The organism is Pseudomonas sp. Choline-02u-1, from assembly GCF_002836515.1.
GTDB lineage: Bacteria > Pseudomonadota > Gammaproteobacteria > Pseudomonadales > Pseudomonadaceae > Aquipseudomonas.
Window position 1 is genome coordinate 1 of record NZ_PJBC01000001.1, and the last position, 26162, is coordinate 26162.

General features: G+C 60.3%; 23 protein-coding genes and 1 pseudogene. 16 read left to right on the plus strand and 8 right to left on the minus strand.

What is annotated here, in order from left to right:
• Nucleotides 1-272, minus strand: a pseudogene (locus CXF97_RS00005) (type II secretion system protein N); the annotation flags it as partial.
• Between the two features lie 120 nt (nucleotides 273-392).
• On the opposite strand from CXF97_RS00005, the gene CXF97_RS00010 reads away from it, so the two are divergent.
• Both CXF97_RS00010 and CXF97_RS00015 read left to right on the plus strand, forming a co-directional pair.
• Nucleotides 393-839 (plus strand): GspH/FimT family pseudopilin, encoded by a 447-nt coding sequence (locus CXF97_RS00010; protein ID WP_101155005.1) that lies wholly within the window; start codon nucleotides 393-395, stop codon nucleotides 837-839.
• On the plus strand, nucleotides 836-1444 hold the full coding sequence (locus CXF97_RS00015) for a prepilin-type N-terminal cleavage/methylation domain-containing protein (RefSeq protein WP_101155007.1): 609 nt from the start codon (nucleotides 836-838) through the stop codon (nucleotides 1442-1444). The genes CXF97_RS00010 and CXF97_RS00015 overlap by 4 nt, the downstream gene beginning before the upstream one ends.
• A gap of 317 nt (nucleotides 1445-1761) precedes the next feature.
• On the opposite strand, the gene CXF97_RS00025 is transcribed toward CXF97_RS00015, so the two are convergent.
• From CXF97_RS00025 to CXF97_RS00035, 3 genes are read right to left on the minus strand one after another with little or no spacing between them, the layout of a single operon-like run.
• Nucleotides 1762-2700, minus strand: coding sequence for a DUF4880 domain-containing protein (locus tag CXF97_RS00025; RefSeq protein ID WP_101155011.1), 939 nt, complete (start codon nucleotides 2698-2700; stop codon nucleotides 1762-1764).
• A 32-nt stretch (nucleotides 2701-2732) separates the two neighbouring features.
• Nucleotides 2733-3284: an RNA polymerase sigma factor gene (locus CXF97_RS00030; RefSeq protein ID WP_101155013.1), complete on the minus strand. Its 552-nt coding sequence runs from the start codon at nucleotides 3282-3284 to the stop codon at nucleotides 2733-2735.
• Nucleotides 3281-4003, minus strand: a complete 723-nt coding sequence (locus tag CXF97_RS00035; RefSeq protein WP_101155015.1) for a secretin and TonB N-terminal domain-containing protein — start codon at nucleotides 4001-4003, stop codon at nucleotides 3281-3283. The genes CXF97_RS00030 and CXF97_RS00035 overlap by 4 nt, the downstream gene beginning before the upstream one ends.
• A 149-nt stretch (nucleotides 4004-4152) precedes the next feature.
• Between CXF97_RS00035 and CXF97_RS00040 the strand changes: the two genes are divergently transcribed.
• Entirely contained in the window at nucleotides 4153-4455 is a 303-nt protein-coding gene (locus CXF97_RS00040) for a hypothetical protein (RefSeq protein WP_101155017.1), read from the plus strand.
• 99 nt (nucleotides 4456-4554) lie between these two features.
• Here the strand turns inward: CXF97_RS00040 and CXF97_RS00045 are convergent, their stop codons facing one another.
• A complete protein-coding gene (locus CXF97_RS00045) occupies nucleotides 4555-4995 on the minus strand; it encodes a carboxymuconolactone decarboxylase family protein (protein WP_101155019.1) in 441 nt (146 codons plus the stop codon).
• Between the two features lie 333 nt (nucleotides 4996-5328).
• On the opposite strand from CXF97_RS00045, the gene CXF97_RS00050 reads away from it, so the two are divergent.
• From CXF97_RS00050 to CXF97_RS00065, 4 genes are all read left to right on the plus strand, one after another.
• Nucleotides 5329-6762 (plus strand): PLP-dependent aminotransferase family protein, encoded by a 1434-nt coding sequence (locus CXF97_RS00050; RefSeq protein WP_101155021.1) that lies wholly within the window; start codon nucleotides 5329-5331, stop codon nucleotides 6760-6762.
• A 123-nt stretch (nucleotides 6763-6885) separates the two neighbouring features.
• Entirely contained in the window at nucleotides 6886-7179 is a 294-nt protein-coding gene (locus tag CXF97_RS00055) for a putative quinol monooxygenase (RefSeq protein ID WP_101155023.1), read from the plus strand.
• 209 nt (nucleotides 7180-7388) lie between these two features.
• Entirely contained in the window at nucleotides 7389-7790 is a 402-nt protein-coding gene (locus CXF97_RS00060; protein WP_101155025.1) for a cupin domain-containing protein, read from the plus strand.
• A gap of 359 nt (nucleotides 7791-8149) precedes the next feature.
• Nucleotides 8150-8704 (plus strand): hypothetical protein, encoded by a 555-nt coding sequence (locus tag CXF97_RS00065; RefSeq protein ID WP_101155027.1) that lies wholly within the window; start codon nucleotides 8150-8152, stop codon nucleotides 8702-8704.
• Between the two features lie 85 nt (nucleotides 8705-8789).
• Here CXF97_RS00065 and CXF97_RS00070 read toward each other — a convergent pair whose 3' ends face one another.
• Nucleotides 8790-13685, minus strand: coding sequence for an NAD-glutamate dehydrogenase (locus CXF97_RS00070; RefSeq protein WP_101155029.1), 4896 nt, complete (start codon nucleotides 13683-13685; stop codon nucleotides 8790-8792).
• A gap of 479 nt (nucleotides 13686-14164) precedes the next feature.
• Complete coding sequence (locus CXF97_RS00075) at nucleotides 14165-15559, minus strand: hypothetical protein (protein WP_101155031.1); 1395 nt, start codon at nucleotides 15557-15559, stop codon at nucleotides 14165-14167.
• Nucleotides 15560-15851: 292 nt separating this feature from the next.
• On the opposite strand from CXF97_RS00075, the gene CXF97_RS00080 reads away from it, so the two are divergent.
• The 9 genes from CXF97_RS00080 (at nucleotide 15852) to CXF97_RS00125 (ending at nucleotide 25281) form a co-directional block, all read left to right on the plus strand.
• Nucleotides 15852-16202, plus strand: coding sequence for a hypothetical protein (locus CXF97_RS00080; RefSeq protein WP_101155033.1), 351 nt, complete (start codon nucleotides 15852-15854; stop codon nucleotides 16200-16202).
• Between the two features lie 318 nt (nucleotides 16203-16520).
• Complete coding sequence (locus CXF97_RS00085; RefSeq protein WP_101155035.1) at nucleotides 16521-17363, plus strand: ABC transporter transmembrane domain-containing protein; 843 nt, start codon at nucleotides 16521-16523, stop codon at nucleotides 17361-17363.
• A gap of 313 nt (nucleotides 17364-17676) precedes the next feature.
• Nucleotides 17677-18276, plus strand: a complete 600-nt coding sequence (locus CXF97_RS00095) for an ATP-binding cassette domain-containing protein (RefSeq protein ID WP_371918356.1) — start codon at nucleotides 17677-17679, stop codon at nucleotides 18274-18276.
• A 168-nt stretch (nucleotides 18277-18444) separates the two neighbouring features.
• Entirely contained in the window at nucleotides 18445-19404 is a 960-nt protein-coding gene (locus CXF97_RS00100; protein WP_007913915.1) for a MoxR family ATPase, read from the plus strand.
• Nucleotides 19405-19409: 5 nt separating this feature from the next.
• Complete coding sequence (locus tag CXF97_RS00105) at nucleotides 19410-20354, plus strand: DUF58 domain-containing protein (RefSeq protein ID WP_016774988.1); 945 nt, start codon at nucleotides 19410-19412, stop codon at nucleotides 20352-20354.
• Nucleotides 20351-20848, plus strand: coding sequence for a DUF4381 domain-containing protein (locus tag CXF97_RS00110; RefSeq protein ID WP_101155039.1), 498 nt, complete (start codon nucleotides 20351-20353; stop codon nucleotides 20846-20848). The genes CXF97_RS00105 and CXF97_RS00110 overlap by 4 nt, the downstream gene beginning before the upstream one ends.
• Nucleotides 20841-21920: a VWA domain-containing protein gene (locus CXF97_RS00115; RefSeq protein WP_101155040.1), complete on the plus strand. Its 1080-nt coding sequence runs from the start codon at nucleotides 20841-20843 to the stop codon at nucleotides 21918-21920. The genes CXF97_RS00110 and CXF97_RS00115 overlap by 8 nt, the downstream gene beginning before the upstream one ends.
• Nucleotides 21917-23653: a VWA domain-containing protein gene (locus CXF97_RS00120; protein ID WP_101155042.1), complete on the plus strand. Its 1737-nt coding sequence runs from the start codon at nucleotides 21917-21919 to the stop codon at nucleotides 23651-23653. Before CXF97_RS00115 ends, CXF97_RS00120 begins: the two co-directional genes overlap by 4 nt.
• Entirely contained in the window at nucleotides 23650-25281 is a 1632-nt protein-coding gene (locus CXF97_RS00125; RefSeq protein WP_101155044.1) for a BatD family protein, read from the plus strand. The genes CXF97_RS00120 and CXF97_RS00125 overlap by 4 nt, the downstream gene beginning before the upstream one ends.
• 108 nt (nucleotides 25282-25389) lie before the next feature.
• Here the strand turns inward: CXF97_RS00125 and CXF97_RS00130 are convergent, their stop codons facing one another.
• A complete protein-coding gene (locus CXF97_RS00130) occupies nucleotides 25390-25731 on the minus strand; it encodes a hypothetical protein (protein WP_178081124.1) in 342 nt (113 codons plus the stop codon).
• Nucleotides 25732-26162: the final 431 nt, after the last annotated feature.

Consider the following 26162-nt stretch of genomic DNA (forward strand, 5'->3'; position numbering starts at 1 on the left):
GCGCCATCGTTCAAACTCAATATCGCCACCGTCCCACTTCCTCCGGCGATCACCCCGCTCACCTTGATATCCACCGGTGCGGTCTCATTGGAGAACCACTGCAACGCCGGGCTATCACTTCTCGCCGCAAGCACTTGCGGGGTGGCTGCGGGTGTGTGGGATTCCGCTGTGGTCAGCAGCAGCGACGACCACGTCGCGACGCCAACCAGGGCGGCGAGCAGTGCCAGCGCCTGGACGGTTTGCGCCGGGGTAATCCGTGCGGTGAATTTCATGGGTTGTCGCTCCTTGTTGTCCCTGTTGCCAGCCTACGCGGCAATTCTCTCCGTTTTATTTCACATGCCTTACATGTTCGCCGGGCACGATGGGGTGGGACGCCAAGGAGCGCGCGGGTGATGAGCAGGCAGCAAGGTTTTACGTTGATCGAGTTGATGGTGGTGCTGGTGATCATCGGGATTGCCAGTGCGGCGATCAGCCTGAGTATCAGGCCCGATCCGTTGCAGTTGTTGCGCAAGGATGCCGAGCGGGTTGCGCAGTTGTTGCAGGTGGCGCAGGCCGAGGCTCGTGCCGATGGGCGGCCGATTGTGTGGGTGGCGGATGCCAAGGGGTTTCGGTTTGGGCGGCGTGGGGATGATGGCGTGGGGTTTGAGTCGTTCAAGGAGGATGCGCAGTTGCGCCCGCGTGTGTGGCAGAGCCCGAAGGTCGAGGTGCGTGTGGAACCCCGGCAGACGGTGGTGCTGAATGCCGAGTGGATCAATCCGCCGTTGCGGCTGATTTTGTCGGATGGGGCCAATCGGCTGAGTGTGCTGCGCGATGGCAGTGGGCGGATCAGTATTCAATGAAGACTCAGCAAGGGTTCACTCTGATTGAGGTGATGGTCGCGATTTTGCTGATGGCGGTGGTGAGTCTGATTGCCTGGCGCGGGCTGGACAGTGTGACGCGGGCGGACAGTCATTTGCAGGCGAGCAGTGAACAGAGCGATGGGTTGTTGCGGGTGATGAATCAGTTGCAGCGGGATGTGGACATGCGCGCGGGGGTGGAGTTGAGCGAGCCGCGCAAGGTCGGGGCTGAGGATGAGGCGCCGACTGCGCCGCCGGCGGTGACGGTGCGTAGCAGTGACAGCAAGGGGTTTCGGCTGGACATTATTCGCAGCGCGGCGGATCAGCCGGGGGCGTTGCAGCGGGTACGGTGGTGGGTCAAGGGGGATACGTTGTATCGGGCGGTGGCTGAGGCGCGCAGTCGCTATCCGTTGCCGGCGCCTGGGAATGGGGTTGCGGTGTTGAGTGAGGTGAGTGATGTGCAGGTGCGGGTTTGGGAGGTGGATAAGGGATGGCGGCAGTTGAGTGGCAATCGGCGGGAGGATCCGTTGGGTTTGGAGATTAGTTTGAGTCGGCAGACGGCGCAGGGGGTTGAGCGGTATCGGCAGGTAATTGGATTGATGAATTGATATCGGTGGCCAAGTAACTTTGTGGGACCGGGCTTGCTCGCGAATGCGGTGGGTCAGTTGAAATTGTGGTTATGGATAGACCGCATTCGCGAGCAAGCCCGCTCCCACAGTGGATAGGTGGTGGGTCAGTGGATTGGTTGTCTGCGAGACCGTCATCGCGAGCAGGCTCACTCCTACAGGATTGGGTGTAGCCAGTTGGGGTTTGGGGGGCTGGAGAACAGCTTTCGCGAGCAAGCCCGCTCCCACAGCAAGCAGGAGCAAGATCAAGAGATCGCAGCCTTCGGCGGCTCCTACATTGGGATTGCGGTGGGCTTAGGTTAGCTGAGGACGACCACGCCGCCGGGCAGTTCGGTGCACTTGATGCCGTAGGCATCGCGGATCAGCAGGGCGACGCCGGCGAGTTGGTCGAGGTTGAAGCGCGCCTGGACGCGGCGTTGGCCGAGTTCGCGATTAAGCAGCAGGAGCATGCCGGGGCGGTAGCGGTTGATTTCGTCGATCATCTGGCTGAGGGTCGCGCCGTTGAACACCAGCACTTGTTGGCGCCAGTTCATCACGGCGACGGTGTCGACGGTTTGCACGTTGCCGATTTGCCGTGCGTCGTAGGTGACTTGCTGGCCCGCTTCGAGGCGCAGGTTGCGGCCTTCGATGGCGACGTCGACCGCGCCGTCTAGGCAGGTCACGCAGACTTGCTGGTCGGTGTTGCGCAGGTTGAAGCGCGCCTGACTGGCGAGCAACCACCCTGCTCCGGCCTGCATCGCCAGCGGCAGGCGTGCGGTTTGCACTTCGACTTCGCCGCTGACCAGTTCGAAGCCCTGCACGCCGTTTTCGACGCTGCGCTGGTTGATGCGGGTCTGGGTGTTGAGTTCGAGGCTGACGCCTTGTGCCGGTTCGACCCGGCGCTGCTGGCCGACTTCGGTGATGTAGTCGGCGCCCAGCCCTTCGAAGCCACCGGGAATCGTGCCGCGCACCAGCAGGAATGCGGCGGAGGCGGCAATCGCACCGCCGAGAAGTGCCCGTCGACCGAAACTGCGTCGGCCCTGCAGCGCTTCGGCGGCCGGTTGCAGGTGATGCCATAGCCGCTTGGCTTCTTCGAACGCCCGGGCATGTTCACCGCTCTGCGCGCACCATTCACGCAAGGCGCGGGCGTCGGCGACGGTGGCGCGGCCCGAGGTCAGCAGGATCAGCCAGTCGTGGGCTTCGCTGTGCAGAGACTCGGTGGCCGAGGGCTCGGCGGGTTTCAGTCGAAAGATGTTCAAACGCGCAAATTCTCAACGGATTAATCGGGTCACTATTCGCTAGACGGTTTTCCGGCCCCGCGACCGAACCGCTGAAACACTTTTCTTTCAAGTTTCGCTGCGCAGAAGCCCAACGCGGCTTTGATTTCCTTTTCGACCATGCGCGTGGAAATGCCGAAACGCTGGGAGATTTCCAGGTGCGGCGCCTCTTCCAGCCGCGCGGCGATGAAGATCCGTCGACGCCGTGCGGGCAGTTCGTACAAGGCGCTGAGCAGGGCCTGCATCTCTTTTTGCCCACCGACCACCCGCGCCGGGTCGAGGGCTTCGTCGCTCAGTTGCAGCAGTTCCTCGACTTCGGTGCCGGTGAGCAGACGCGCATCGGCCTGTCGACGGTCGGCGGCAATGTTGAGGGCCATGCGATACAGGTAGGCGTTGGGCTTGAGCAGGTTGGGCGGGGTCTCCATGCGATCGACCCGCAGCCAGGTTTCGTGCAGCACGTCGTTGGCCAGGTCCTCGGAGCCGAGGCGGCGGCGCAGGCGCACGCGAAAATCCTCGTAGGAGCTGAGGAACAGCTGGCCCATCGTGCTTTGTCCGGCGTCTTTCATCCCCCGGAAACTCCTTCCCATCTCGTGCATTCCATGCGTTTCCCTGACGACTCCGGTAACAACAGCAACGTGACCGGCTGGCGCAAGGCGCTGGGCGTCGGCCGATCGATTGTGAGGTTGCGAAAACTTTCCACCAGCGCGTTATCGCGCCGTACATCGCCGGTCGACGTCACCAACCGGTTGTGCTGCACCACGCCGTCGCGCCCGACCCACACCTGTAACACCGCGCGATAACTGCCCGGCCGGGTCAGCGGCGAACGGCACAATTTGCGCTCGATCGCCGCTTGCACCGCCGTCGCATAACTACGGTTGACTGCGACAGCGGCCGGCGTGGGCTTGTCTGTCGGCACTGGCAGATCCTCCACCTGCGCCGCTTGCAGGGTGAACGCGTCGGCGCGGGCGTAGCGCGCCATCAACCCGGTGCCGCCGAGCAGATGGCGCAAGGCGTCGGCGGCGGTGTATTCACCATCCACGGCGAGGGAGCGTCGGCCCCGGCTCAACTGGCTGTCGACCAGCACTGCAACGCCGGTAGCGCGGCTGTATTGATCCAGTGCCTGGGCGAGCTCCTGTGCCGGGATGTGCAAGGTCAGTCGCATATCCGCCGGCGCCGGGTCAGCACTGGCCGCATTGGCCAGCAGACCGAGCAGCCACCCCAGACCCGCGCGGCGCACAAGCGTCGCCGAGCGCTGAAGACTGATCCGCGAACTGCCTCGCTGCACGACTGGCGCACCCCTGAAAATCGCTATCCTGCGGGGCATTTATGACTCTGGTATGACGGGCGGTGCAAAAAAATCATCACGGGTTTCGCGCCGCGCTTGCACTAGACTCAAACCCAGAGCGGCCCATTCGGGCGGGCCAGGAGGCGGACATGAAAACACGGTGGATGTGGGTCTTGCTGATGACGGTGGGTGCAGCGCAGGCGGAGGAGCCGCTGGGCTGTGTCGAGGTCACGGTCGGCGGTTACAAGGCGCCGAATTACGATTGCCTGAGCCAACAGATGGGCAACAATCCCGACGGCGCGGCGGCGGCGCAGAAGAATATGGAGGCGTTGAATGTGCCGGTGCACCAGCGCGCGCCGAATCAGGTCGGGCTGGCGACCCCGGCCGCGACCAGTACGCGGATGGGGAATACGTTTGGCACCTCGGTGAAACCGCAGCGGCCGGCGAATTAGGCAAGGTCAACATCAAAAGATCGCAGCCTTCGGCAGCTCCTACAGGGAAATGCGCATGACGCCATGTAGGAGCTGCCGAAGGCTGCGATCTTTTGATCTTCAGTCACTTGGGGTCTGGCGGAAGCTCACGGCCAGGCGATTCCAGCTGTTGATGGTGCTGACCGCAACCGTCAGGTCCACCAGTTCCCCTTCATCAAATTGCTCGCGCGCCTGCTGGTAGACGTCATCCGGCACGTGGCTCTCGGCCAACAGCGTCACCGCCTCGGCCCAGGCCAGCGCGGCCCGTTCGCGGGGGTTGAAGAAGTTGCTGTCGCGCCACACCGCGATCGCATAAAGGCGCCGATCACTCTCCCCGGCTCGCCGTGCGTCCACCGAATGCATGTCGGTGCAGAACGCGCAGCCGTTGAGTTGCGAGGCGCGGATCCGGATCAATTGCAGCAGCGGCGCTTCGATACTCAGGTGGCCGGTCAGCGCCTCCATGGCAATCATCGCTTTCATCGCCTTGGGCGACGCGTTGTAGTAATCCAGACGCAAAGACATGGCGCGGCTCTCGGCAGGCGGAATGATGAGTTCACGGTAAGGGCTGTGCGGGCTGTGTTACAGCCCCAATTCCACGAATTGTGGGTACACCACTAAACGTCGACCAAACACGATACCTGTGGGAGCGGGCTTGCTCGCGAAGGCGGTGCGCCAGACAAATCCTGGCTGGCTGACAGACCGCCTTCGCGAGCAAGCCCGCTCCCACAGGAGATTTGTGCCAGTGCGTTGAAGTGTTTATGCCAATTTCGGGTTTTTCGGGTAGGCAACTATTGCCAATCAGACAACAGCGGTAATCTGGCCGGCACGCCAAATAGCCTCGGGAGCCTTGTCGGTATGGAACTTCATGTCGTGATCAACGGCCGCAAGGATCTCGCCGGTCAGTTGTATCAGCAGCTGCGCGCGGCGATTGAATCCGGGCGGCTGGCGGCGGGTACGCAGTTGCCCCCGAGCCGCTTGCTCGCCGAGCAATTGGGCATCTCGCGCAAGACCATTTCCGACACTTATGCGCAGCTGACCTACGAGAATTTCCTCACCGGGGTGACCGGCAAAGGCACCTACGTCAACGCCCGCCCGGCGCAGGTGCAGCGCAAGCAGAGCCACACCGAACTGGCCAGTGCCGAGGTGATCGAGAGCTGGCGCAACCTGCCGGTATTCCTCCGTCACCCGACGCTGGAAGGTTCGCTGCGCTACGACTTCATCGGCGGCGCCACCAGCAAGGGCCAGTTCCCCCACGACGACTGGCGCCGTTGCGTCGCCCATGCGATGCGGCAGATGGCGCAATCGAAAGGCTTTTACAGCGTTGCTGAGGGTTTGCCGGCGCTACGCAATGCGATTGCCCGGCACATCGCCTTTTCTCGCGGCATCAACTGTCAGGACGAACACATCGTTGTCTGCAACGGCGCGCAACAGGCACTCGACCTGATTACGCGCGTACTGACCCGCCCCGGCACGCGGGTGGCGATGGAGGATCCAGGTTATCCGCCCGCACGCTTGCTGTTCGGTACTCACGGCGCCGACGTGGTCGGCGTGCCGGTGGATGCCGAGGGCATTCAGGTCGAGCAGATTCCCGATGACACGCGGCTGATATACGTCACGCCGTCGCACCAGTTTCCGCTGGGCATGGCGATGAGTCAGGCGCGCCGCGAGGCCTTGCTCGCCCGTGCTCATGAGCTCGGTGCGATCATCATCGAGGACGATTACGACAGTGAATTCCGCTACGAAGGCCGGCCCACCGATTCGCTGTACAACCTCGATCAGCGCGGCATCGTCGCCTACGTCGGCACCTTTTCAAAAACCCTGCTGCCGGAGCTGCGCCTGGGTTACGCGATCCTACCGCCGTCGATCATCGAGGCGGTGATTCGCGCCAAACAGCTCACCGATCTGCACGCCTCGACCCTGCCGCAATGGGCGCTGGCCAAGTTCATCGCAGAGGGCTGCCTGCTCAAGCACATTCGCCGCTGCCATACGATCTACGCGCAACGCCGCGAGCGAATTCTGGAACGCATGGCGACTGACCTCGCGCCATGGCTGCAAGCTGTGCCGGCCAGTGCCGGGTTTCACATGGCGGTGTTGTGCAAGGTGGCGATCGATTTGCCGCTGGTCATTGAGCTGGCAAAAAAGGTCGAGGTCGGCCTGTATGCAATCAGTGGTTTCTACTACCAGCAACCGGCGAAAGAAGGCCTGTACTTCGGCTTCGGCGCCATCGAAACCCTCGACATCGATATTGCTCTGGATCGCCTGCGCGACATCCTCGAACAGCTGTCATGAGCCGTTGGTATAAGGCTTTTACCGCCAATTGGTTATTGGTGATTCATGGTCGCAGGCCTATTCTGCACAGGCGTTATCCCTCAGTGAGCAGGATTCGTCCGGCCTGATTCAGGAGTGTGAGCAATGTCCAGCGAAGTGATCAATACGGTTGAGGTCAAGGCTGCTGCGGGCCGCTCGGAAGAGCTCGGCAAGCAATTGCAGAAAATTGTCGACACCCTGCGCGAAACCCCGGGCTGCGATTCCTACCTGGTCGATCGCTGCCCCGAAGACACCCACCGCTGGACGGTCAGCGCACGCTGGCAATCGGAAGCGGCGATGCAAGCGCATTTCAACCGGCCCGAGGCGCAGGGGTTCATCGACCTGATCGATAGCCGCCTGGCCAATAGCGTGGATTTCAACAGCTTTCCCATCGTCTGAACTGGCCCCTTCGCGAGCAAGCCCGCTCCCACAGTAGAAATGCGCCCGCCCTGTGGGAGCGGGCTTGCTCGCGAAGGCATATTTCGCCACACCGATAATCTTTCTGAAGCCCCGCAATTGGTCACCTGATCTTCGCGGATATTGGCCGTTTGAACCGGCCACATTGCGGCCTACTGTGATCACACCCCAACCATCACAGGTAACCCGCCATGAAAGCCCTGCCCTTCCTCGCCGCTGCCCTCGCCCTCACCCTGTCCGCATCGGCGATGGCCCACGATCCTTCTGAGAAAATCACCGTCTTGCAGGAACAACTGCTGAAAAACGCCCCCGGCAAGAAAGCCATGATGATCGAGGTCGACTACAAACCCGGCCAGTCTTCGATCGCGCACAAACACGAGGGCACCGCGATGGCTTACGTGCTGGAAGGCGAAGTGATTTCGCAGGTCAAAGGTGAACAGGCGATCACTTACAAGAAGGGCCAGTTCTGGTATGAGCCTGCGGGCTCCGAGCACTTGGTGTCGAAAAACGCCAGCTCGACCAGGCCTGCCAAATTGCTGGTGTTCATGGTGCTGGCCCCGGATGAGCAGGTGCTGATCCCGCTGGAAAACTGATGGCTGCCTGATCAGCCATAAACAAAAGGCGCAGATCGAGCATCTGCGCCTTTTTATTGCGTTCCGGCAATAGTTGGAAACGCAGCAATCCAGTGGCGAGGCCGACGGGTAAGATGTCGATGCTCCAAGGTCAACAACGGCAAAAGTTGTATTGAAAGTTAGAACGGCATTGCGATCAGGCTCACTCTTGCAAGGGGTCGCATTCCACTTTTGGGCGTTCTACTTACGAAGGTTCACCCGCATACATATCCCCACACGTAATCCTTTTGGACTTCATCATTACGTCCAATTAATGTCCCTGCGTGAATTCAACACAGACATTCACTTCTAACCATCGCCAAGGATTGGACGAGACCTTTATGAGCACTAACGTAGAAAAATCTTTCATTGCCAGAATCGCATGCAGCGAGACGCGCATGACGTACTTCGACCAACACCCTGATGCCGAGCAGGTGAAGGGGTCAGGGCATCTTCTTACGACCGCTCATGCCTATTCCCGACTGAACATGATGGCGCGCTATTACAACAATGCCATCAACAACATCCACATAGTGGCTTACTTCCGTTGTTACGATGATTACTACAATATTCAGATTCGTAGCAGTCAATATTTTGGGAATTTTTTCAGTAAGAATGCTGATCGTATTCTCGGCGTATTCCCGCCAGCGGGTGGTGATACTACGTCGTTCAATCTTTTTAATTCCAACAGCGAGCTTGTAACCCTGGACAACCTCAAAGGTAGTCACGCAACGGTTTATCTGCGAGCTCGAAATCAGGGCTTCATCAATAGACAATTACGCGAAGACCCATACGTATACACCTACGGCGATGCACCGGGTGACCCGGTTACGTTCAATCTGGAGATTCTTGAGCGGAATGTCGATTACCCGACTTCCAACGTGCCCTACGCTTAAGCGTAATCAACTCATTCAATAAGTAACCAAGAATAAAAAAGCCCCGGGATCTCGCGATACCGGGGCTTTTCATTCAGGCCACTACTTACGCCAATTCAAGCGCGGCATTGGCGGTGACCGCAGGCACGATCACTTGACCGCTCAGCGCCAGATCCAGCAGTTCACGGTTGGCCACTGCGTACATGGCGTAGTCCGTGCCGCTTGCGGCGCGGATTTCCACCAGCATCGCGCGCCAGCGCTCGATCATGCTTTCGTGCTGGGCCATCCACAGCGCCAGGCGTGCTTCCACGTCCTGAGTGCCGTCGCCCTGCTGCAGGACGGAGATGGTGATCGCCCGTTGCTGCCAGTCGACGTCATCACGGAACGCTTCACGAGCCAGAGCCTGCCAGTTGTTTTCTACCGGCAGAGCGCTGATCTGTTGCAGGTACCAGGTGATGTCCAGCGCAGAACCCACAGCGAAGTAAGCCTTGGCCACTTCGGCCGGGTTCTGCCCGGTGACGTCGGCTGCTTCGATGATCGGCAGCAGCGTGTACAGGTGCGAAGTGCCCGCAACCATACGCGCCAGCAACTCCGGCACACCGGCTTCGACGTACGCCTGATAGCGCGACTGCCAGTTCTCGCGGATTTCGCCGCTGAGCAGTTCGTCGAGTTTCAGACCCAGTTCTTTCAGGTGCGGACCGAAATGCGCGACGTCACGGGCGGCGTTCTGCTCGTTACGGCGAGCACGCAGGAACCAGCGCGTGGCACGGCGACCCAGACGCATCAGTTCGTCCATCAGCTCCAGCTGCACGTCAGCGGAAACCTGGTAATCCAGTGCTTCGATCTGACGGAACCAGTGCGGGAGATGGAAGATGTCGCGCACGATCACATAAGCGCCAGCCACGTTCGCCGGGCTCATGCCGGTCGACTCTTTGAGTCGTTGAACGAAGGTGATGCCCATGTGGTTGACCAGATCGTTGGCGATCTGCGTGCTGACGATCTCTCGCTTCAGACGATGGCGACGCATGGCTTCGGAGAACTTGCTGACCAGGGTCGGCGGGAACGCCGTTTCCATGTCGCGGGTCAGGTAATCGTCATCCGGTACCTGCGAGCCCAGCAGTTGCTCCTTGAGGTCGATCTTGCTGTAGGAGATCAGCACGGACAGCTCAGGACGGGTCAGGCCGTGGCCCTCAGCGACGCGCTCGGTCAGTTGCTCTTCGGTCGGCAGGAACTCGATTGCACGGTCCAGCTTGCCACGGCCTTCCAGATCGCTCATCAGACGCTTGTACTCAGCGATGCGTGCGTAGGCACGGCGCGCCGCCAGGGACAGGGCTTGAGTCTGCTTGTAGTTGTTGCCCAGCACCAGATTGCCGACTTCGTCGGTCATGCTCGCCAGCAACTGGTTGCGTTGCTTGTCGGTCATGTCACCGGCCTGAACCACTTCGTTCAGCAGGATCTTGATGTTCACTTCGTGGTCGGAGCAGTCCACGCCACCGGCGTTGTCGATGAAGTCGGTGTTGGAACCGCCGCCATTGAGACCGAATTCCACACGACCCAGTTGGGTCATGCCGAGGTTACCGCCCTCGCCCACGACTTTGCAGCGCAGCTCGTTGCCGTTTACGCGCAGTGCATCGTTGGCCTTGTCGCCGACATCGGCGTGGCTTTCGGTGCTGGCTTTGACGTAGGTGCCGATACCGCCGTTCCACAACAGATCCACCGGCGCCTTGAGCAAGGCATTGAGCAGTTCGGTCGGGGTCAGCTTGTCAGCCTGGATGTCGAAGCGTTCTTTCATCTGCGGCGAGATCGCGATGCTCTTCGCGCTGCGCGAGAAGATACCGCCACCTTCGGACATGATGCTGGTGTCGTAGTCGGTCCAGGCCGAACGCGGCAGGTCGAACAGACGCTGACGCTCGACGAAACTGGTCGCCGGGTTCGGATTCGGGTCGATGAAGATGTGCATGTGATTGAACGCTGCGACCAGTTGCAGCTTGTCGGACATCAACAAGCCGTTACCGAACACGTCGCCGGCCATGTCGCCGACGCCAACCACGGTGATGCTGTCTTCCTGAACATTGATGCCGCGCTCGCGGAAGTGGCGTTGTACGCCGACCCACGCGCCTTTGGCGGTGATGCCCATTTTCTTGTGGTCGTAACCGGCCGAACCACCGGACGCAAACGCGTCACCCAGCCAGAAGCCGTAGTCGATGGCGATGCCGTTGGCGATGTCGGAGAAGGTCGCAGTGCCCTTGTCCGCCGCGACCACCAGGTACGGGTCATCGTCGTCATGACGCACGACATTGACCGGCGGCACCAGCGCGCCGTCCTTCAGGTTGTCGGTGATGTCCAACAGGCCGGAAATGAAGATGCGGTAGCAGGCGATGCCCTCGGCCGCGATCTCGTCACGGCTGCCGCCCAGTGGCAGGCGACGCGGCAGGAAGCCGCCCTTCGCGCCCACTGGCACGATGACCGAGTTCTTCACTTGCTGGGCTTTTACCAGGCCGAGCACTTCGGTACGGAAGTCTTCTTCACGATCGGACCAGCGCAGACCACCGCGCGCAACGTTGCCGAAGCGCAGGTGCACGCCTTCGACGCGTGGCGAGTAGACGAAGATTTCAAACTTCGGCACTGGCTTGGGCAGCTCAGGGATGGCATGCGGGTTGAACTTGAAGCTGAAGTACGACTTGTTCTGGCCGTTGGCGTCAGTCTGATAGAAGTTGGTGCGCAGGGTGGCTTTGATCAGGTCCAGGTAACGACGCAGGATGCGGTCTTCGTTGAGCACCTGAACATCGTCCAGTGCGGTCAGAATCGCTTGTTCCAGACGCTGTTGCTTGTCTTCCAGATCATCGCTGCCGAGTTTGCGCGCCAGGTAGAAGCGGGTCTTGAACAACCGGGTCAATTCGCGAGCGATGTCGGTGTGGTTGTTCAAAGTGCTGGCGATGTAACCCAGGTCGAAGCCCAGACGAATCTGCTTCAGGTAACGGGCGTAGGCACGCAGCAGCGCGACGTCGCGCCATGGCAGACCGGCGGTCAGCACCAGACGGTTGAACGCGTCGTTCTCGGCATCGCCACGCACGATGTGCACGAACGCATCCTGCAGGGTGTCGTTGAGTTGCTGGATGTCGAGGTCCAGGCCTTCAGCGGCGGTGAACGCAAAGTCGTGAATCCAGAACTCGCGGCCATTGGTGTGACGCAGACGGTACGGGAATTCACCCAGCACGCGCAGGCCGAGGTTTTCCAGAATCGGCAGGACGTCGGACAGCGCGAGCGGCGTGTCGGCGTGATACAGCTTGCAATGCAGCTCGCGCTGGCCGGAAACCTGGCCGAGCGGCTGATAGAAGCTCATCACCAGCGGATTTTTTTCGTTGAGGCTCAGCAGGTGTTGCATGTCGACCACGGCCGAATGCGCTGCAAAACGCTCGCGGTAACCGGCCGGGAAGCCTTTCGGGAAGTCGGCCAGCACGTTGGTGCCGTGAGCTTCGCCGAAGCTTTCGACGGTCAGGGCAGCGTAGTCGTCCTGCCAGCTGCGGCAGGCCTGGACCACTTCTTTTTCCAGCAGCAACGGGTCGATGTCGAGGCGGTTCTTCGGATCGACGCGCAGGATCAGTTGCACGCGAGCCAGCACGGACTCTGAGAAGAAGGTCCAGAATTCGCAGTCGGAGGCCTTCAGGCGCTCCATCAGCACTTGCTGGATCTTCTGGCGCACTTCGGTTGAATAGATGTCGCGCGGCACGTACGCCAGGCAGTAGCAGAAGCGACCGTACGGGTCTTTGCGCAGGAACACGCGGATCTTGTTGCGTTCCTGGATCTGCACGATCGACATCACGGTGGTGAACAGCTCGTCGACCGGGGTCTGGAACAGGTCGTCACGCGGCAGCACTTCGAGGACCTGCGCCAGTTCCTTGCCCAGGTGAGCCTTGGACTGGAAGCCGGAGCGGCGCTCGATTTCTTCGACCTTGCGGCGGATGAACGGGATGACCCGCACGCTCTCGCCGTACACCGAGGAGGTGTAAAGGCCCATGAAACGGTGCTCCTTGATGACTTTGCCGTCAGCATCGATCTCGCGGATCGACACGTAGTCCGGATAAGCCGGACGGTGGACGCGGCTCGGGTGCGCAGCCTTGGCAAACGACAGCAGGGTCGGTTCGCGCAGGTAGGCAACGGCGTAGTCTTCGATGCGCAGGTCTTCGTAGGTCAGGCCGGTACGCAGCAGTTTGGTCAGGCCGAGGAAGGAGCTCTGGTCGTATTCGATGTGGCCGCCATCGGCCTGATCGGTGACCACGAACTCTTCGTAGCCGAGGAAGGTGAAGTGGTTGCCCACCAGCCATTCCAGAAAACTTTTGATTTCGTTCTTTTCGTCGGCATCGACCGGGTAGGCGCTGTTGTCGAGCTGGGTGAGGATATCCTGCACCTTGGCTTTCATTGGCTCGAAATCAGCGACGGCGACGCGCACTTCACCGAGCACTTGCTCCAGCTCTTTGCTCAGCACATTCAGCTCGGCCGCGTTGGCGCAGCGGTCGATTTCCAGGTACATCAGCGATTCGTGCAGCACGCCTTCGCCGGTGCTGCCCTTTGGCAGGATTTCCAGCAGTTCACCCTTGCTGCCACGACGCACGCTGAGCACGGTGGTTTGCAGGGTGTGAATGCTGTAGCCGCGACGGTTCAGCTCGGTACGCACCGAATCGACCAGAAATGGCAGGTCGTGGTGCAGCACTTCGACCGCGGTGTGGGTCGACTGCCAGCCGTGGCGTTCGTAATCGGGGTTGTAGACACGCACTTGCGGTTGCGCGTGATCGAAGCGCTCAAGCAGGCGCCACGCAGAGAGAGTACAGCCAGCGAGGTCGGAGAGGCGACGTTGAGTCAGCTCGTCCAGGGAAATGATGCCGAAGAATTGTTCAGCGAACAGCGCCACTTGTGGCAGTGCCTGTTCACTGATGTGCTGCGCCAGTGCCGCTTGCAGTTGATGCTGGAAGTCGGCTTTGCTGGCTGCGGTGAAGAACGCCATCTGTGGTACTCCGCTTAAGCTTGTTATTGATGGAAAGCGTCGCGTGCAACACCCCTTTCGGGGTTGGTGTCGCCCTGCTCCTGATTCTCGGGCAGAGGAAACAGGGAGACAGGTGGGTGAAGCTGGACGGGACACTCAGGTCACATTCACCTTCCATGAATGAGCATCTGCAAAAGCGACTGCCAACGACGCTGACAATGCCTTTACGGGTGCTCATCCGTTGCGCAGCTTAATGGGTGCGACAATGTGTCTGCTTGCGGTGCTGCGACATATTCGGTCATTGGCACGTAAATGCAGGGTTTGGCCTGCATCAACACTAGCAGGCGTGAGCTGAAATGCAGGTTCGAAACCCCGGTTTCACGGGACTTTCGTGCCACGTCGGTCGCCGAGAACGTTACATACCCGGAAACGAAAACGCCCAAGACCCTTTAATCGACCCTGAGCGTGGCATCCGGTTCAGCGCAGGCGGTTGACGCGGATCAGTCCGGCAGTTCCTCAAAGGCTCGGAATTTGCTCACCGTGGCGCAGTCGTAGCACATCGTCTGCAGGATCTGCTTGTCCATGCTGGCGTCGATGTTGCTCGAATCGCATTCGCGGCAAAACAGGCGCAGGTGGCTGAGCAAGTCGCTGTCGAACGCTACGGCGGAGAAAAATTGCGGGACCAGCTCGTCACGCCAGTACATGCCCGGCGATTTGGAAAATCCGGCGCCGCTGTCCTTGAGTACCACGTCGTATAGCAGCCGCTGCAAAGCCGTTTGCGGCACCCGCGCATCGCGAGGCGCATTCTTGCGCCAGTTGCGCGCGAGCGCGTCCTGCGCCGTGCCCAGCATATTGCGCGGAATGGTGTTGGAGGCATGACTGCGCCCTTTGGAGTTGCCAGTGGCGTAGAAGTGCGCGGCGTTGCGCACCGCCAATCGGGCGAAGTAATACAGCTGACTCACCGAGAAGTCCTGCAGCAACTGCCCGACCACCTCCGAGGCACGGGCTTCGGCCGTGAAGGCAAAATCCACTTCGCCGGCCAGCACACGAATGTATTGAATCGACTCCTCGCGGGCGAGACTGAAGACCAGCGAATAGATTTCGCTCTTCCAGACGGCTTTTACGCTGCCCGACAACTCCTGATACAGCGCCCGATACAAACTCTCGCGGCTGCTGCGCGCCACGCCGTCGAGCGTGACGCTGGGCAACCAGCGCACCGCGCTGTACTCGCGGATATTGCAGCCCTCGCTGCGATCGAAGGCGTTGATGTCGGAATCGGTGGAGACTGCCAGCACCCCGGTTTCGTGCAGACTTTTGAGCAGCTCTTCTCGAGCCTCGTCAGTCAGGGCAAGCAGCTCCTGCCTGGATGGCGTATTCAAGGGTGCAATCCATTCGACGTTTGCGCCATGACCGTCATCCAGCAAGGCGAGCAGCGTCAACTTCTGCACAAACCCCAGGTTTGCGTAAGGCACTGCCGGAGATCGCGCGCCATAGCGAGCCTCCAGCTCCAGGCGGTCCCGTGCTGCCCGTGCGGCCACTTGCTGCTGGCGCACCGTGAAACATTCTTTGCAGTCACAAGTTGTGTGACGGCGATTGGCGCCGGGAACACAGTGCAAATGTTCACAGCGCACGCACTTGAACGGACTGCGCAGCGAGAGCGAACTGCCTCTGGCGTGCCGAGGTATCCACATCGGCAGTTCGCAGTATGGACAAGTGAGGTCTGCACTGACGATCGGTGGCAGAACTTTAAGCAGACTGCGGACCGTCGAAGGAATCTGGAACTCGGCCATCAGTGCGGCGGTTTTTTCGCCTTCGAGATAGCGCTTATAGATCTCTTCGATCTGTTCATCCGAGAGATGACGGATTTCTTCGGCGCGTTGGAAATACTGAGTCATCGCAAAGGTCCTTTTTATGAATTGTCGTAACGCACTCCCTTGCGCAAGAGCGGCGAACTTAACGGCAACCTGACGGCTATCACAAGCAATAATCAGCAAAACGGCCTTATTTGTAGCGATCATTAATATCCCTACACTGGCGTCCGACCTTTCCTTCTGGTAACCCGGAAGTGCATGACGGAAATTTCCCGCTTTGCCAATTTCTGAAATGAGAAGGCAGCGCAAACACGCGCAGACTGGCAAAATCGCGCCTACGAACAGATCCACTGCCGCCACTGCCCAGGAATTCCCCATGCAAATGACCACCGCCCTACTGATCGTCAACCCGTGCGACGACGAAGAAGACAACATGGCCATGCTCTGCTGCCACAGCGATAAGGGCGAGATGTTCCTGATGAGCCGTTATCCGGACGAGGATGAACTGGAGATCACTCTGGATGGCGAGCCTTCCACGCTTGAGGGGGTGAAGGTCACGCTGACGTCGAAACTGCTGAAGATCGAGATTGCTGCTGCGGATGCCGATGCGTTGAATGGGGATGATGTGCTGGAGATCAGTTTTAATCCGGACATGGTGGATATGGATGAGGTTGTTGAGACTTTGAAGAATATTCTCGATGGCACCGGGACTTTCATGCAAATCTGAAAGAGTCAGCTCGGCTATTAACAGGATAAACGACGGTGGCGACTGATTGATTCTCAAGCCATCGTCACTGTTCCTCTTGATGGACACCTTCGCTGAAATCCAGCTCTCTATAAATCATCATTCACGCGAACTTTCCACATGCAAAGTTAACGCGTTCAACAGCACCAAGTAAGCTCCTACTACTCCTCAAGAACCGCCCTACGCAATCATCGGACGTCGTCTGATTGTGAATCAAAACCTTCATTGCTATTACAACCACTAGCTCGGCGCCGAGAGATTGCCGATTGGATAATATAAGTCGACCCCAGGCACACACTCATGCAGACATTTATAAGAACAGCCTGCGAGAAACATCGACTCCTGCTGGTGATGACAATAGGCGCAACCATCACCCTGAAAATCCTGGCCATGGCCCCTCCTTTGTTATTGGGCAAGATCGTCGATTCACTAAACGATGCCGATCACACAACGCTGCGTACGCTGCTTTTTTTCACCGCAGCTTTTACGCTGGCCGGTTGCATTCAGTCGATGACCACCCCCCTTCAAACGCTGCTGCTCTCAAAGCTCGTCCAGCGAATTGTCATGGATGCTTCCATCCATTGGATGGCGCGGTTGATGGGCAAGGACTTTTCCCAGTTCGGCACGTGGCGAATAGGACAGTTCATCAAGTCGGTCGAGCGCGGAATCACTGCCCACGAACAGTTGCTGATGTTCTTCGTCACTACGGGTTTCCCCCTGTGTCTGGAATTTCTTATTGTCGCCGGCGCATTCTGGTATATGGGCGGAGCCTGGGTTTTCTGCGCGCTAGCAGGCCTCGGTGGCTGTTATCTCTATGCAACTCACCGGATCATTCGATGGCGCAGAAAACACATCGATGCTGTTAATGACCAGGAGGATGAGCTGAGTGCAACCTTGGTCAATACTTTGAGGGCTGGTAAATCGATAAAACTGGAACGCGCCGAACGCACGGCCCTGCAACCCTTGAACCGAGCGTTTGAGCGCTACGCCAACGCTGCTGTAACCGTAGCAGGGTCGGGCGGACTATTGAGCGCGGCGAAGATTTTGTTTATCAGCCTGTCCACAGGAGGTCTAAACTATCCGGTGAGCCCTCAAGGGCAAAGAGTTCCTGGGCCATGGCCAGCGCATCGATGCAACGCATGAGAGTAATTGCGGCGATCGTTATCGAAGTCAGCAGTTGCAAGTAATTCTTTGAGTCGCCGTTGATCAGCCGAAAATTGATCCAGCACCCGATAGCCTTCGGTCAGCGCCGATACATTCAACAGGAACGTACCAGCAATAGAGAAGATGGCCACCAATTGACCGACGCTGATACTTGCTTGTCCGGACGTCTGATCCATGACTCCCCAAGCTAACAACATTACGGCTCGAGCCGTGCGAGATCACCCATAACGGTGTTGCGCAGCTATCAATTGCCAGCGAGATCAGCTTCCGGCAGGGCCAATCCGTTGCGATCATCGGGCCCAGCGGCGCTGGCAAATCAACGTTACTCGAAGCGCTGGCAGGACTGGATTCTTCGGTGCGGTCTCGGCTGTTCATCGACGATCTGTGCATAGATCGCATAAATGCTCGCGCTCATCTGGAAACGGTGCGTTACAGCCCCCAGTCTCCACAGTTCCTGAAAGGCAGTATTGAACAGTCCGTACTTTTCGGTGTTGAGCAGTCGAGAACATTGAACGAGGCAATTCAATGTCTCCAGCTAGACGAAATCATTGGCCGAGGTCACATCGCTGAAAACGCCACCAATATCTCTGGGGGTGAAGCGAAGCGGCTTTCGTTGCTGCGACTCCTGAATCGACCGGGCAAATTCAATCTGTTTGATGAGCCGAGCGCTTCGATTGAACCGAAACTCGCCACACCGGTGTGGGATTTACTATTCGAGACATTCGCTGGACAGGGCTTTATTTGTGTCACCCATGATGTTGAACATCTCCATCGTTTTGACCGCGTGCTCGTCATGCAGCGAGGCGTCATCGTGGATGAAGGCACATGGTGCGAACTGCTTGAGCGCCCCGCCATCGAGGCCATATTGAACAGCTTGCACGCGCAGGCTTGAACAGTTGCAATGTCCGGGAAACGGCCCCGCACAGTGCAAACTGAGGCCAATACCCACAAATCGCGCAAATGCCGTTAGTCGCCGCCCCCCACGATGGATTAAAGTAACGCCCCCAGCCCCGGCGTTATCCGAACGCACCGGCCACCCCCTTTCCAGGAACAGTCACCGATGGAACATCGTGAAGCGCTGCTGGCGCTGCGAACCTTTCTTTCAACGCAGATTCTCGGCCAGGAAAAACTCATCGAGCGCTTGCTCATCGCCCTGCTTGCCGACGGCCATATGCTGGTCGAGGGCGCTCCTGGTCTGGCCAAGACCAAAGCGATCAAAGAACTCGCCGAGGGCATCGAAGCCCAGTTCCACCGAATTCAGTTCACCCCCGACCTGCTGCCGGCCGACATCACCGGCACCGAAATCTACCGTCCGGAAACCGGCAGTTTCGTCTTCCAGCAAGGGCCGATCTTCCACAACCTGGTGCTGGCCGACGAAATCAACCGTGCGCCGGCCAAGGTGCAATCGGCCTTGCTCGAAGCGATGGCCGAGCGTCAGGTCAGCGTCGGGCGCAGCACCTACGAGCTGTCGCCGCTGTTTCTGGTGATGGCCACGCAGAACCCGATCGAACAGGAAGGCACCTATCCGCTGCCGGAAGCCCAGCTCGACCGTTTCCTCATGCACGTCAAGATCGGCTTCCCCGACGCCGCCGTCGAACGGCGCATCCTGCAACAGGCCCGTGGCGAGGCGCTGAACGGCGAGACCAAGCCTGAGCGACGGGTCAGCCAGCAGGCGATCTTCGCCGCACGCAAGGAAATCCTCGGTTTGTACATGGCCGACGCCGTGGAGGAATACCTGGTGCAGCTGGTCATGGCCACGCGCAACCCGGCCAAGTTTGATCCGGAAATGGCCGAATGGATCGCCTACGGCGCCAGTCCGCGCGGCTCGATCGCCCTTGATCGCTGTGCCCGCGCCCATGCCTGGCTGGCCGGTCGCGATTTCGTCAGCCCGGAAGACATTCAGGCTGTGCTGTTCGACGTGTTGCGCCACCGCATCATCCTGTCGTTCGAAGCCGAAGCCGCGGGCATCGATCAGGACCGCGTGGTGCAGCGGATTCTCGACGTCGTCGCCGTCGCTTGACCCCCATGAACGCCGCCCTGCCCTCCGAACCCGGTATCCGCATCAGCCTCGCAGAGCTGATCGAGATGCGTCACCGCGTGCGCGAGGTGCAGCTGTTTTCCACGCCGAGTCAGCGCAGCCCGCTGATCGGCCTGCATCACTCGAAATTCCGTGGCCGTGGCGTCGACTTCGACCAAGTGCGGGTGTATCAGGCCGGTGACGACGTGCGCACCATCGACTGGCGCGTCACTGCGCGCACGCAGGAGCCGCACACCAAGCTGTTCCATGAAGAACGCGAGCGACCGATTTTCATCATGGTCGAGCAAAGCACGCGGCTGTTTTTCGGCTCGGGGCTGATGTTCAAATCGGTGCTGGCGGCGCAAGTCGCGGCGTTGATCGGCTGGGCCGCGCTGGGGCACAACGACCGCGTCGGCGGATTGGTGTTCGGCGACAACGAGCACTACGAAATCAAGCCTCGCCGGAGCAAGCAGAGCCTGCTGCAATTGCTCAACCGCCTGGTCAAGGTCAATCAATCGCTGCACAGCGAGCGCGAGCCGGATCGCGATGCCTTCGGCGTGGCCTTGCGCCGCGCGCGGGAAGTGCTGCGCCCGGGCAGTCTGGCCATTGTCATTTGCGACGAACGCGCGTTGTCCGACAGCGCCGAGCAGCAGTTGAGTTTGCTGGCGCGGCATTGCGATCTGCTGATGTTGCCGCTGTCCGACCCACTCGATCACGCCCTGCCCGCCGCCGGCCTGCTGCGCTTTGCCGAACGTGGCGCGCAGCTGGAAATCGACACGCTGAACTTCGACCTGCGCCAGACTTACCGAGCACAAGCCGAAGCGCGCATTGCTCGTTGGGAATTGCTCGCGCAAAAGCTGCGGGTGTTGCTGATGCCGTTGAGCACGCAAAGCGAAATGGTCGAGCAGATGCGCGAGTTCCTGAACCCGCAGCGTCCGGGGAAAGGTCGATGAACGGCCTCGAGCACCTGCAACCGCTGATCTCGCCGCCGCCGATCGCCTTCTGGCCGCCGGCGCCGGGCTGGTGGCTGCTGCTTTTGCTGTTACCGCTGCTGGGTTTCGCCGTGTGGAAGCTGCGGCGTTTCATTCCGATGAAGAAACGCCCGGTCGCTCGGGCTGAACAACCGCTGGACCCGGTGCGCATCGCCGCGCTCGCCGAACTGGCGCAAATGCCCAAGCCTTACGACGGCGCTCCGGCCGGCGCCTGGCTGCAACAACTCAACGGCCTGCTCAAACGCCTGTGCCGCAACCACTATCCGTACAGCCAGAGCCACACCCTCAACGGGCGCAAATGGCTGGCCTTCCTCGATAACCGCTGCCCGGCCGCCGGCCTGACGCGCTGGATGGTGCTGGTCGAAGGTGCGTACAAACCGGAATGCAAACTCGATGACAAAGCCATCGCCGGCCTGACCCAGGCAGTCGATACGTGGATTCGCAAACATGTTTGAGTTCGCCTGGCCGTGGATCTTCGTACTGTTGCCGCTGCCGTGGTTGATGCGTCTTGTCCTGCCGGTGGCCGACAGCGGCGAGCCTGCACTGAAAGTCAGTTTCCTCGCCGACCTCGAAGGCCTCGCCCGCCGCCGCGCCCGCGCCAACTTGCCGGCCTGGCGGCAGCAGGCGCCGTTCATCCTGCTGTGGCTGATTCTGTTGATCGCCGCCGCCCGCCCGCAATGGCTCGGTGAACCGCTGCCGATCGCCGCCAGTGGCCGCGATTTGCTGGTGGCGGTGGACGTTTCCGGATCAATGGATTTTCCCGACATGCAATGGCAGGACGAAGAAGTCAGTCGCCTGTCGCTGGTGCAGCACTTGCTCGGCGATTTCCTTGAAAGCCGCGACGGCGACCGCGTGGGTTTGATTCTGTTTGGCAGTCAGGCCTACCTGCAAGCGCCGCTGACCTTTGACCGGCGCACCGTGCGCGTGTGGCTGGACGAAGCGCGGATCGGCATTGCCGGCAAGAACACTGCAATTGGCGATGCCATCGGCCTGGCCTTGAAACGCCTGCGTCTGCGCCCGGCGCAAAGTCGCGTGCTGATTCTGGTCACCGACGGCGCCAACAACGGCGGCGAAATCAATCCGCTGACCGCCGCAAAACTGGCCGCCAGCGAAGGCGTGAGAATCTATCCGATCGGCATCGGCGCCAATCCCGAGGACAGCGGCTCTACCGGCCTGCTCGGGGTCAATCCGAGCCTCGATCTGGATGAACCGGCGCTCAAGGCCATCGCCGAAATCACCGGCGGCCAGTACTTCCGCGCCCATGATGGCAAAGAGTTGCAAGCGATCAAGGACACCCTCGATCAGCTCGAACCGGTGACCCAGCAACCGACGCAGGCACGCCCGGCGCAAGCCTTGTATCACTGGCCTCTGGCGTTGGCACTGTGGTTGAGCCTGTTGCTGGTCGTCCGCGAGTTGTGGCCGGACAACCCGCTGCACCGCCTGTTTACCAAGCGACTGTATTTGCAAAGCCCGCTGCCGGACTGGCGTGAGCGCTTGCAGCGTTTGCGCCTGCGGAGGCGCCGATGATCGCGCTCTGGCCGCACTGGTTCCGCCCTTGGTGGCTGTTGCTGTTGCCGCTGCTCGGCTGGCTGCTCTGGCAACTCTGGCACCGGCAAAAACGCGCCGGTCGCTGGCAGATGATTCTGCCGCCGGCATTCCATGCGGCATTGCTCAGTGGCGGCAGCGGGCGCCAGAGCAAATTGCCGTGGATCGCCCTTGGCGTGGCGTGGTTGCTGACCATTCTGGCCTTGCTCGGGCCGAGCTGGGAGCGCGTCGAGCAGACCAGCCAGAAACCCGCCGATCCGCTGGTGGTGCTGCTCGAACTGACCCCGGAAATGCTTGCCACCGACTCACCACCGACACGTCTGGAACAGGCGCGGCGCAAGCTCTTCGACCTGTTGCAGGCGCGCAGCGATGCGCAGACCGCCATCGTCGTTTATGCCGGCAGCGCGCACACGCTGGTGCCGCTGTCGGATGACTTGGCCACGAGCCGCAATCTGCTCGATGCGCTCAAGCCGTCGCTGATGCCGCAAAGCGGCCACCGCGCCGATCTGGCGGTGAGCAAGGCTCTGGATTTGCTCAAGCAAGGGGCACTGGGTCAGGGGCGGATTCTGTTGATCGGTTCGTCGCTCAATGAAGAAGAACGGCGCGGTATTCGCCGCGCGCTCAATGGCGAGTCGACGCAACTGCTGATGCTCGGCATCGGTACCGCCGAAGGTGCGCCGATTGCTCAGGAGGACGGCAGTTTCCTCAAGGACGAGCAAGGCGCGATCCGCGTGCCGCAACTCGACAGCCCGGGCCTGGCGACTTTCCTCAATAGTGTGGGCGGCGAGTATCACCCCGCGCGACTCGACGAGGCTGATCTCGGTGCCCTTGGCCTGCTCAACGGCCCGCGCAGCCTGCGCGATGACGGCCAGACCGTGCGCCTCGACACGTGGGCCGATCAGGGTTACTGGCTGCTGTTGCCGCTGCTGTTGCTCGCTGCTTGTGCCGGACGTCGCGGCTGGCTGTTCTGCCTGCCGCTGCTGTGGTGCCTGCCGCAACCGAGCTACGCTTTGGACTTCGAAGACTTGTGGTTGCGCCCCGACCAGCAGGGTTTGCACCTGCTCAAGCAGAAACGCCCGGCCGAAGCTGCGCAGCATTTCGAAGATCATCAGTGGCAAGGGGTGGCGTTGTACGAGGCCGGCGACTACAGTGGCGCCGCTCAGCGCTTCGCCGAGGGCAGCGATGCCCGCGCCCACTACAATCGTGGCAATGCTCTGGCAAAAAGCGGTGAGCTGGAAGCAGCAATCGACGCGTATGACCAAGCATTGGAACTGCAACCGGATCTGCGTCCGGCGCAGACCAACAAGGCGCTGGTGGAAAACCTGCTGAAGCAGAAAACCGCCCCGCCGCCGCCCGAGCCGGACAACCAGCCGAACGAACAAAGTCTGCCCGGCGATGAGCCTTCGCCTGCCACCGCGCCCCCTCCGGCGGTGAGCAGCGAAACCCAAAGCGAGGCGCAACCGGGCGAATCCGCCAGCGAACCGCCACCCACCGCCCCGCCGCTGCCAGGCCCCAACGAAATACCCGGCAGCACCGAGGAAGAGGAAACCGACACGGTGCCGACCCTGCGCCCGAGCGAGAACAACCTCGAAGGCGAGCAGCGTCAGGCGCTCGAGCAATGGCTGGGCAAGATCCCGGACGACCCGGGCGAACTGCTCAGGCGCAAATTCTGGTACGAACAGCAACAACATCAGGATCAGGAAAACAATCGATGACCCGCTTCACCGCTCTCTTGCTGCCCCTGCTGATCTGCACGGCTTCCGCTCAGGCGGCCGAGCTGACCGCCAGCGTGGATCGCAGTCGCCTGAACTCCGGCGAGACGGTCGAGCTCACCCTCGAAACTGACGACGTCACCCAGTTCGGCAAGCCCGACCTGTCGTCGCTGGAAGCACTGTTCGAAGTGCGCGGCACGCGCCAGGTCAACCAGCTCAACACCCTCAACGGCGACAACCGCGCGACCACTCGCTGGATCATCACCCTGCTGCCGAAAGAAAACGGCAGCGTAGTGATTCCGCCGCTGCAACTGGGCGAAGCGCAGAGCGAGCCGATCACCGTGCAGGTGGTCGCCAGCGACAACCGCGAAGACAAAAACAGCCTCGATCCGGTGTTCATCGAAGCCAGCCTCGATCAGACCAGCGTCTATGTGCAGGCCCAGGCCATCCTGACTTTGCGCATTTATCACTCGGTTTCGCTCTACGACGACAGCAGCCTGAGCCCGCTGCAAATCACTGATGCGCGCATCGAACAGCTCGGCGACACGCGCACCTACGAGAAAGACATCAACGGTCTGCGCCACGGCGTAATCGAGATGCGCTACGCGATCTATCCGCAACACAGCGGCCTGCTGATGATCGCCCCGCAGACGTTCAGCGCCACGCTGGTCGATACCGCGCCATCGGCAGACGCCTCGGGGCCCAAGCCCGGTAAATTGATGCGCGTGAGCTCGGCGTCGATTCCGCTGACGGTCAAACCGAAACCGCTGACTTACCCGGTTGATGCACCCTGGCTGCCAGCGCGAAGCCTCAGCCTCAGCGAAAGCTGGAGCCCGGAACCCGACCACACTCAGGTCGGCGACTCCCTGACCCGCAGCCTGACCCTGAAAGTCGAAGGCCTCGCCAGCTCGCAACTGCCAGCCCTGCCCGCCACCGACGTCAACGGCCTGCGCCGCTACCCCGACCAACCGGTGCTGAGCAACCAGAGCAGCGACCGCGGCATCATCGGCAGCCGCGAAGAACGCGAAGCCCTGGTGCCAAGCCGCAGCGGCGCGATCGACCTGCCAACCGTCGACGTGGTCTGGTGGAACACCTTCGAAGACCACCTTGAACACAGCAGCCTGCCCGCTCGCACCCTGCAAGTGGCGAACAACCCCAGCCTGCAAATCGACACCCCGGCCGGCACCCTGCAACCGAGCACGCCCGACAACGACACCCTGTGGTGGTGGAAACTCAGCACTTTGATCCTCGCCTGCACCACTCTCACCGGTTTTGGCCTCTGGTGGCGCGCCCGCTGGCAACCGGCAATCCACCGCGCCGCCCAGACCGGCCCGAGCCCACGCACCCTGCTCGACGACATCAAACGCGCCAGCCAGGCCAACGACCCGCATGCCACCCGCCAGGCACTGGACGCCTGGGCGCGGCAACAACCGGAAACGCTGGCAGACATGGCCGCGCGGTTTGTGCCGCTGTCGGATGCGTTGGACGGGCTGAACGGCGCGCTGTACAGCGAGACCGGGCAGCATTGGCAGGGTGAGGATTTGTGGCGGGCGATTCGCACTATTCCGGCGGCGGAACGAGTGCAGGACCCGGTGAATGAAAGTGGGTTGCCGCCGCTTTATCCCAAGTAAAAGCAAAAGATCGCAGCCTTCGGCAGCGCCTGCCGATAGTGTGTAGGAGCTGCCGAAGACTGCGATCTTTTGATTCTCATAAGTGCTGATTCCTGAGTACCGTCGAACCTAGGGCAACTTGACCAGCACAATTTCATCGGAGCCCTTTGGCAACTCCAGCAAATACTTCCAGCTTTCAATAATTTTCTTCCACTTTTGCAAGCTGAATTTGCTTTCCGGCTGACCGATCCAGTCATCGTTTATGTTTATATCGACCTGTACATCACTCGCATCAATATTCAGGACAACATCATTTCCGCCTTCACAGACCGATAGCTGAGTGCCGTTCATTACTGACGTTAAAGACTCAAGCAGGCGATCACAATGCCCGGAGTATTGGGCAATTGCCTGAATCATTGAAAACCAGAACCTCTCCTCGCTTGGCCAAAAACTGTCGAACCACAAGCGCATTCTCACCGACCAGTTTCTGGTTGTCCCAAACAAGCTCACTCCATTTCAAAAACTCAACGCCAACGACCCTGTAGCGCTCATCAAAGTAAACGTGCACGCCTGAATCATCGTAAGTGTCGGTCGGTACATGAATTTTCGCGGCGCAGATTGATATATAAAGTGGTGATCAAGTCGTCGTCATCGTCAACGTAAAACCCCTATCCAACTCACCGACTTCAAATCCGTCATCGTCAATGACGGGGTCAAAACCGTGGTGACGAAACAAAGCCAACACGTCCGTGGATGTTTCGCCTACTAGCTTGTGGCCGCTCCAGGACACCGTACTTCTTTCGAAAAATTCTACCCCTTTAACCATGTCTCGCTCGTCGTAGTAGAGTGCCATGCTCGGCCGGACAGCGGCGCGGATGAGCGCAAAGAGTCGCTGGCGTCTC

What these genes read in the sequence shown, in the direction of transcription:
- CXF97_RS00010 (WP_101155005.1), top strand. Translation starts at nt 393, where the DNA reads ATGAGCAGGCAGCAAGGTTTTACGTTGATCGAGTTGATGGTGGTGCTG.
- CXF97_RS00015 (WP_101155007.1), top strand. Translation starts at nt 836, where the DNA reads ATGAAGACTCAGCAAGGGTTCACTCTGATTGAGGTGATGGTCGCGATT.
- CXF97_RS00030 (WP_101155013.1), bottom strand. Translation starts at nt 3,284, where the DNA reads ATGAAAGACGCCGGACAAAGCACGATGGGCCAGCTGTTCCTCAGCTCC.
- CXF97_RS00040 (WP_101155017.1), top strand. Translation starts at nt 4,153, where the DNA reads ATGAAAACACGGTGGATGTGGGTCTTGCTGATGACGGTGGGTGCAGCG.
- CXF97_RS00045 (WP_101155019.1), bottom strand. Translation starts at nt 4,995, where the DNA reads ATGTCTTTGCGTCTGGATTACTACAACGCGTCGCCCAAGGCGATGAAA.
- CXF97_RS00050 (WP_101155021.1), top strand. Translation starts at nt 5,329, where the DNA reads ATGGAACTTCATGTCGTGATCAACGGCCGCAAGGATCTCGCCGGTCAG.
- CXF97_RS00055 (WP_101155023.1), top strand. Translation starts at nt 6,886, where the DNA reads ATGTCCAGCGAAGTGATCAATACGGTTGAGGTCAAGGCTGCTGCGGGC.
- CXF97_RS00060 (WP_101155025.1), top strand. Translation starts at nt 7,389, where the DNA reads ATGAAAGCCCTGCCCTTCCTCGCCGCTGCCCTCGCCCTCACCCTGTCC.
- CXF97_RS00065 (WP_101155027.1), top strand. Translation starts at nt 8,150, where the DNA reads ATGAGCACTAACGTAGAAAAATCTTTCATTGCCAGAATCGCATGCAGC.
- CXF97_RS00070 (WP_101155029.1), bottom strand. Translation starts at nt 13,685, where the DNA reads ATGGCGTTCTTCACCGCAGCCAGCAAAGCCGACTTCCAGCATCAACTG.
- CXF97_RS00075 (WP_101155031.1), bottom strand. Translation starts at nt 15,559, where the DNA reads ATGACTCAGTATTTCCAACGCGCCGAAGAAATCCGTCATCTCTCGGAT.
- CXF97_RS00080 (WP_101155033.1), top strand. Translation starts at nt 15,852, where the DNA reads ATGCAAATGACCACCGCCCTACTGATCGTCAACCCGTGCGACGACGAA.
- CXF97_RS00085 (WP_101155035.1), top strand. Translation starts at nt 16,521, where the DNA reads ATGCAGACATTTATAAGAACAGCCTGCGAGAAACATCGACTCCTGCTG.
- CXF97_RS00100 (WP_007913915.1), top strand. Translation starts at nt 18,445, where the DNA reads ATGGAACATCGTGAAGCGCTGCTGGCGCTGCGAACCTTTCTTTCAACG.
- CXF97_RS00105 (WP_016774988.1), top strand. Translation starts at nt 19,410, where the DNA reads ATGAACGCCGCCCTGCCCTCCGAACCCGGTATCCGCATCAGCCTCGCA.
- CXF97_RS00110 (WP_101155039.1), top strand. Translation starts at nt 20,351, where the DNA reads ATGAACGGCCTCGAGCACCTGCAACCGCTGATCTCGCCGCCGCCGATC.
- CXF97_RS00115 (WP_101155040.1), top strand. Translation starts at nt 20,841, where the DNA reads ATGTTTGAGTTCGCCTGGCCGTGGATCTTCGTACTGTTGCCGCTGCCG.
- CXF97_RS00120 (WP_101155042.1), top strand. Translation starts at nt 21,917, where the DNA reads ATGATCGCGCTCTGGCCGCACTGGTTCCGCCCTTGGTGGCTGTTGCTG.
- CXF97_RS00125 (WP_101155044.1), top strand. Translation starts at nt 23,650, where the DNA reads ATGACCCGCTTCACCGCTCTCTTGCTGCCCCTGCTGATCTGCACGGCT.
- CXF97_RS00130 (WP_178081124.1), bottom strand. Translation starts at nt 25,731, where the DNA reads ATGCGCTTGTGGTTCGACAGTTTTTGGCCAAGCGAGGAGAGGTTCTGG.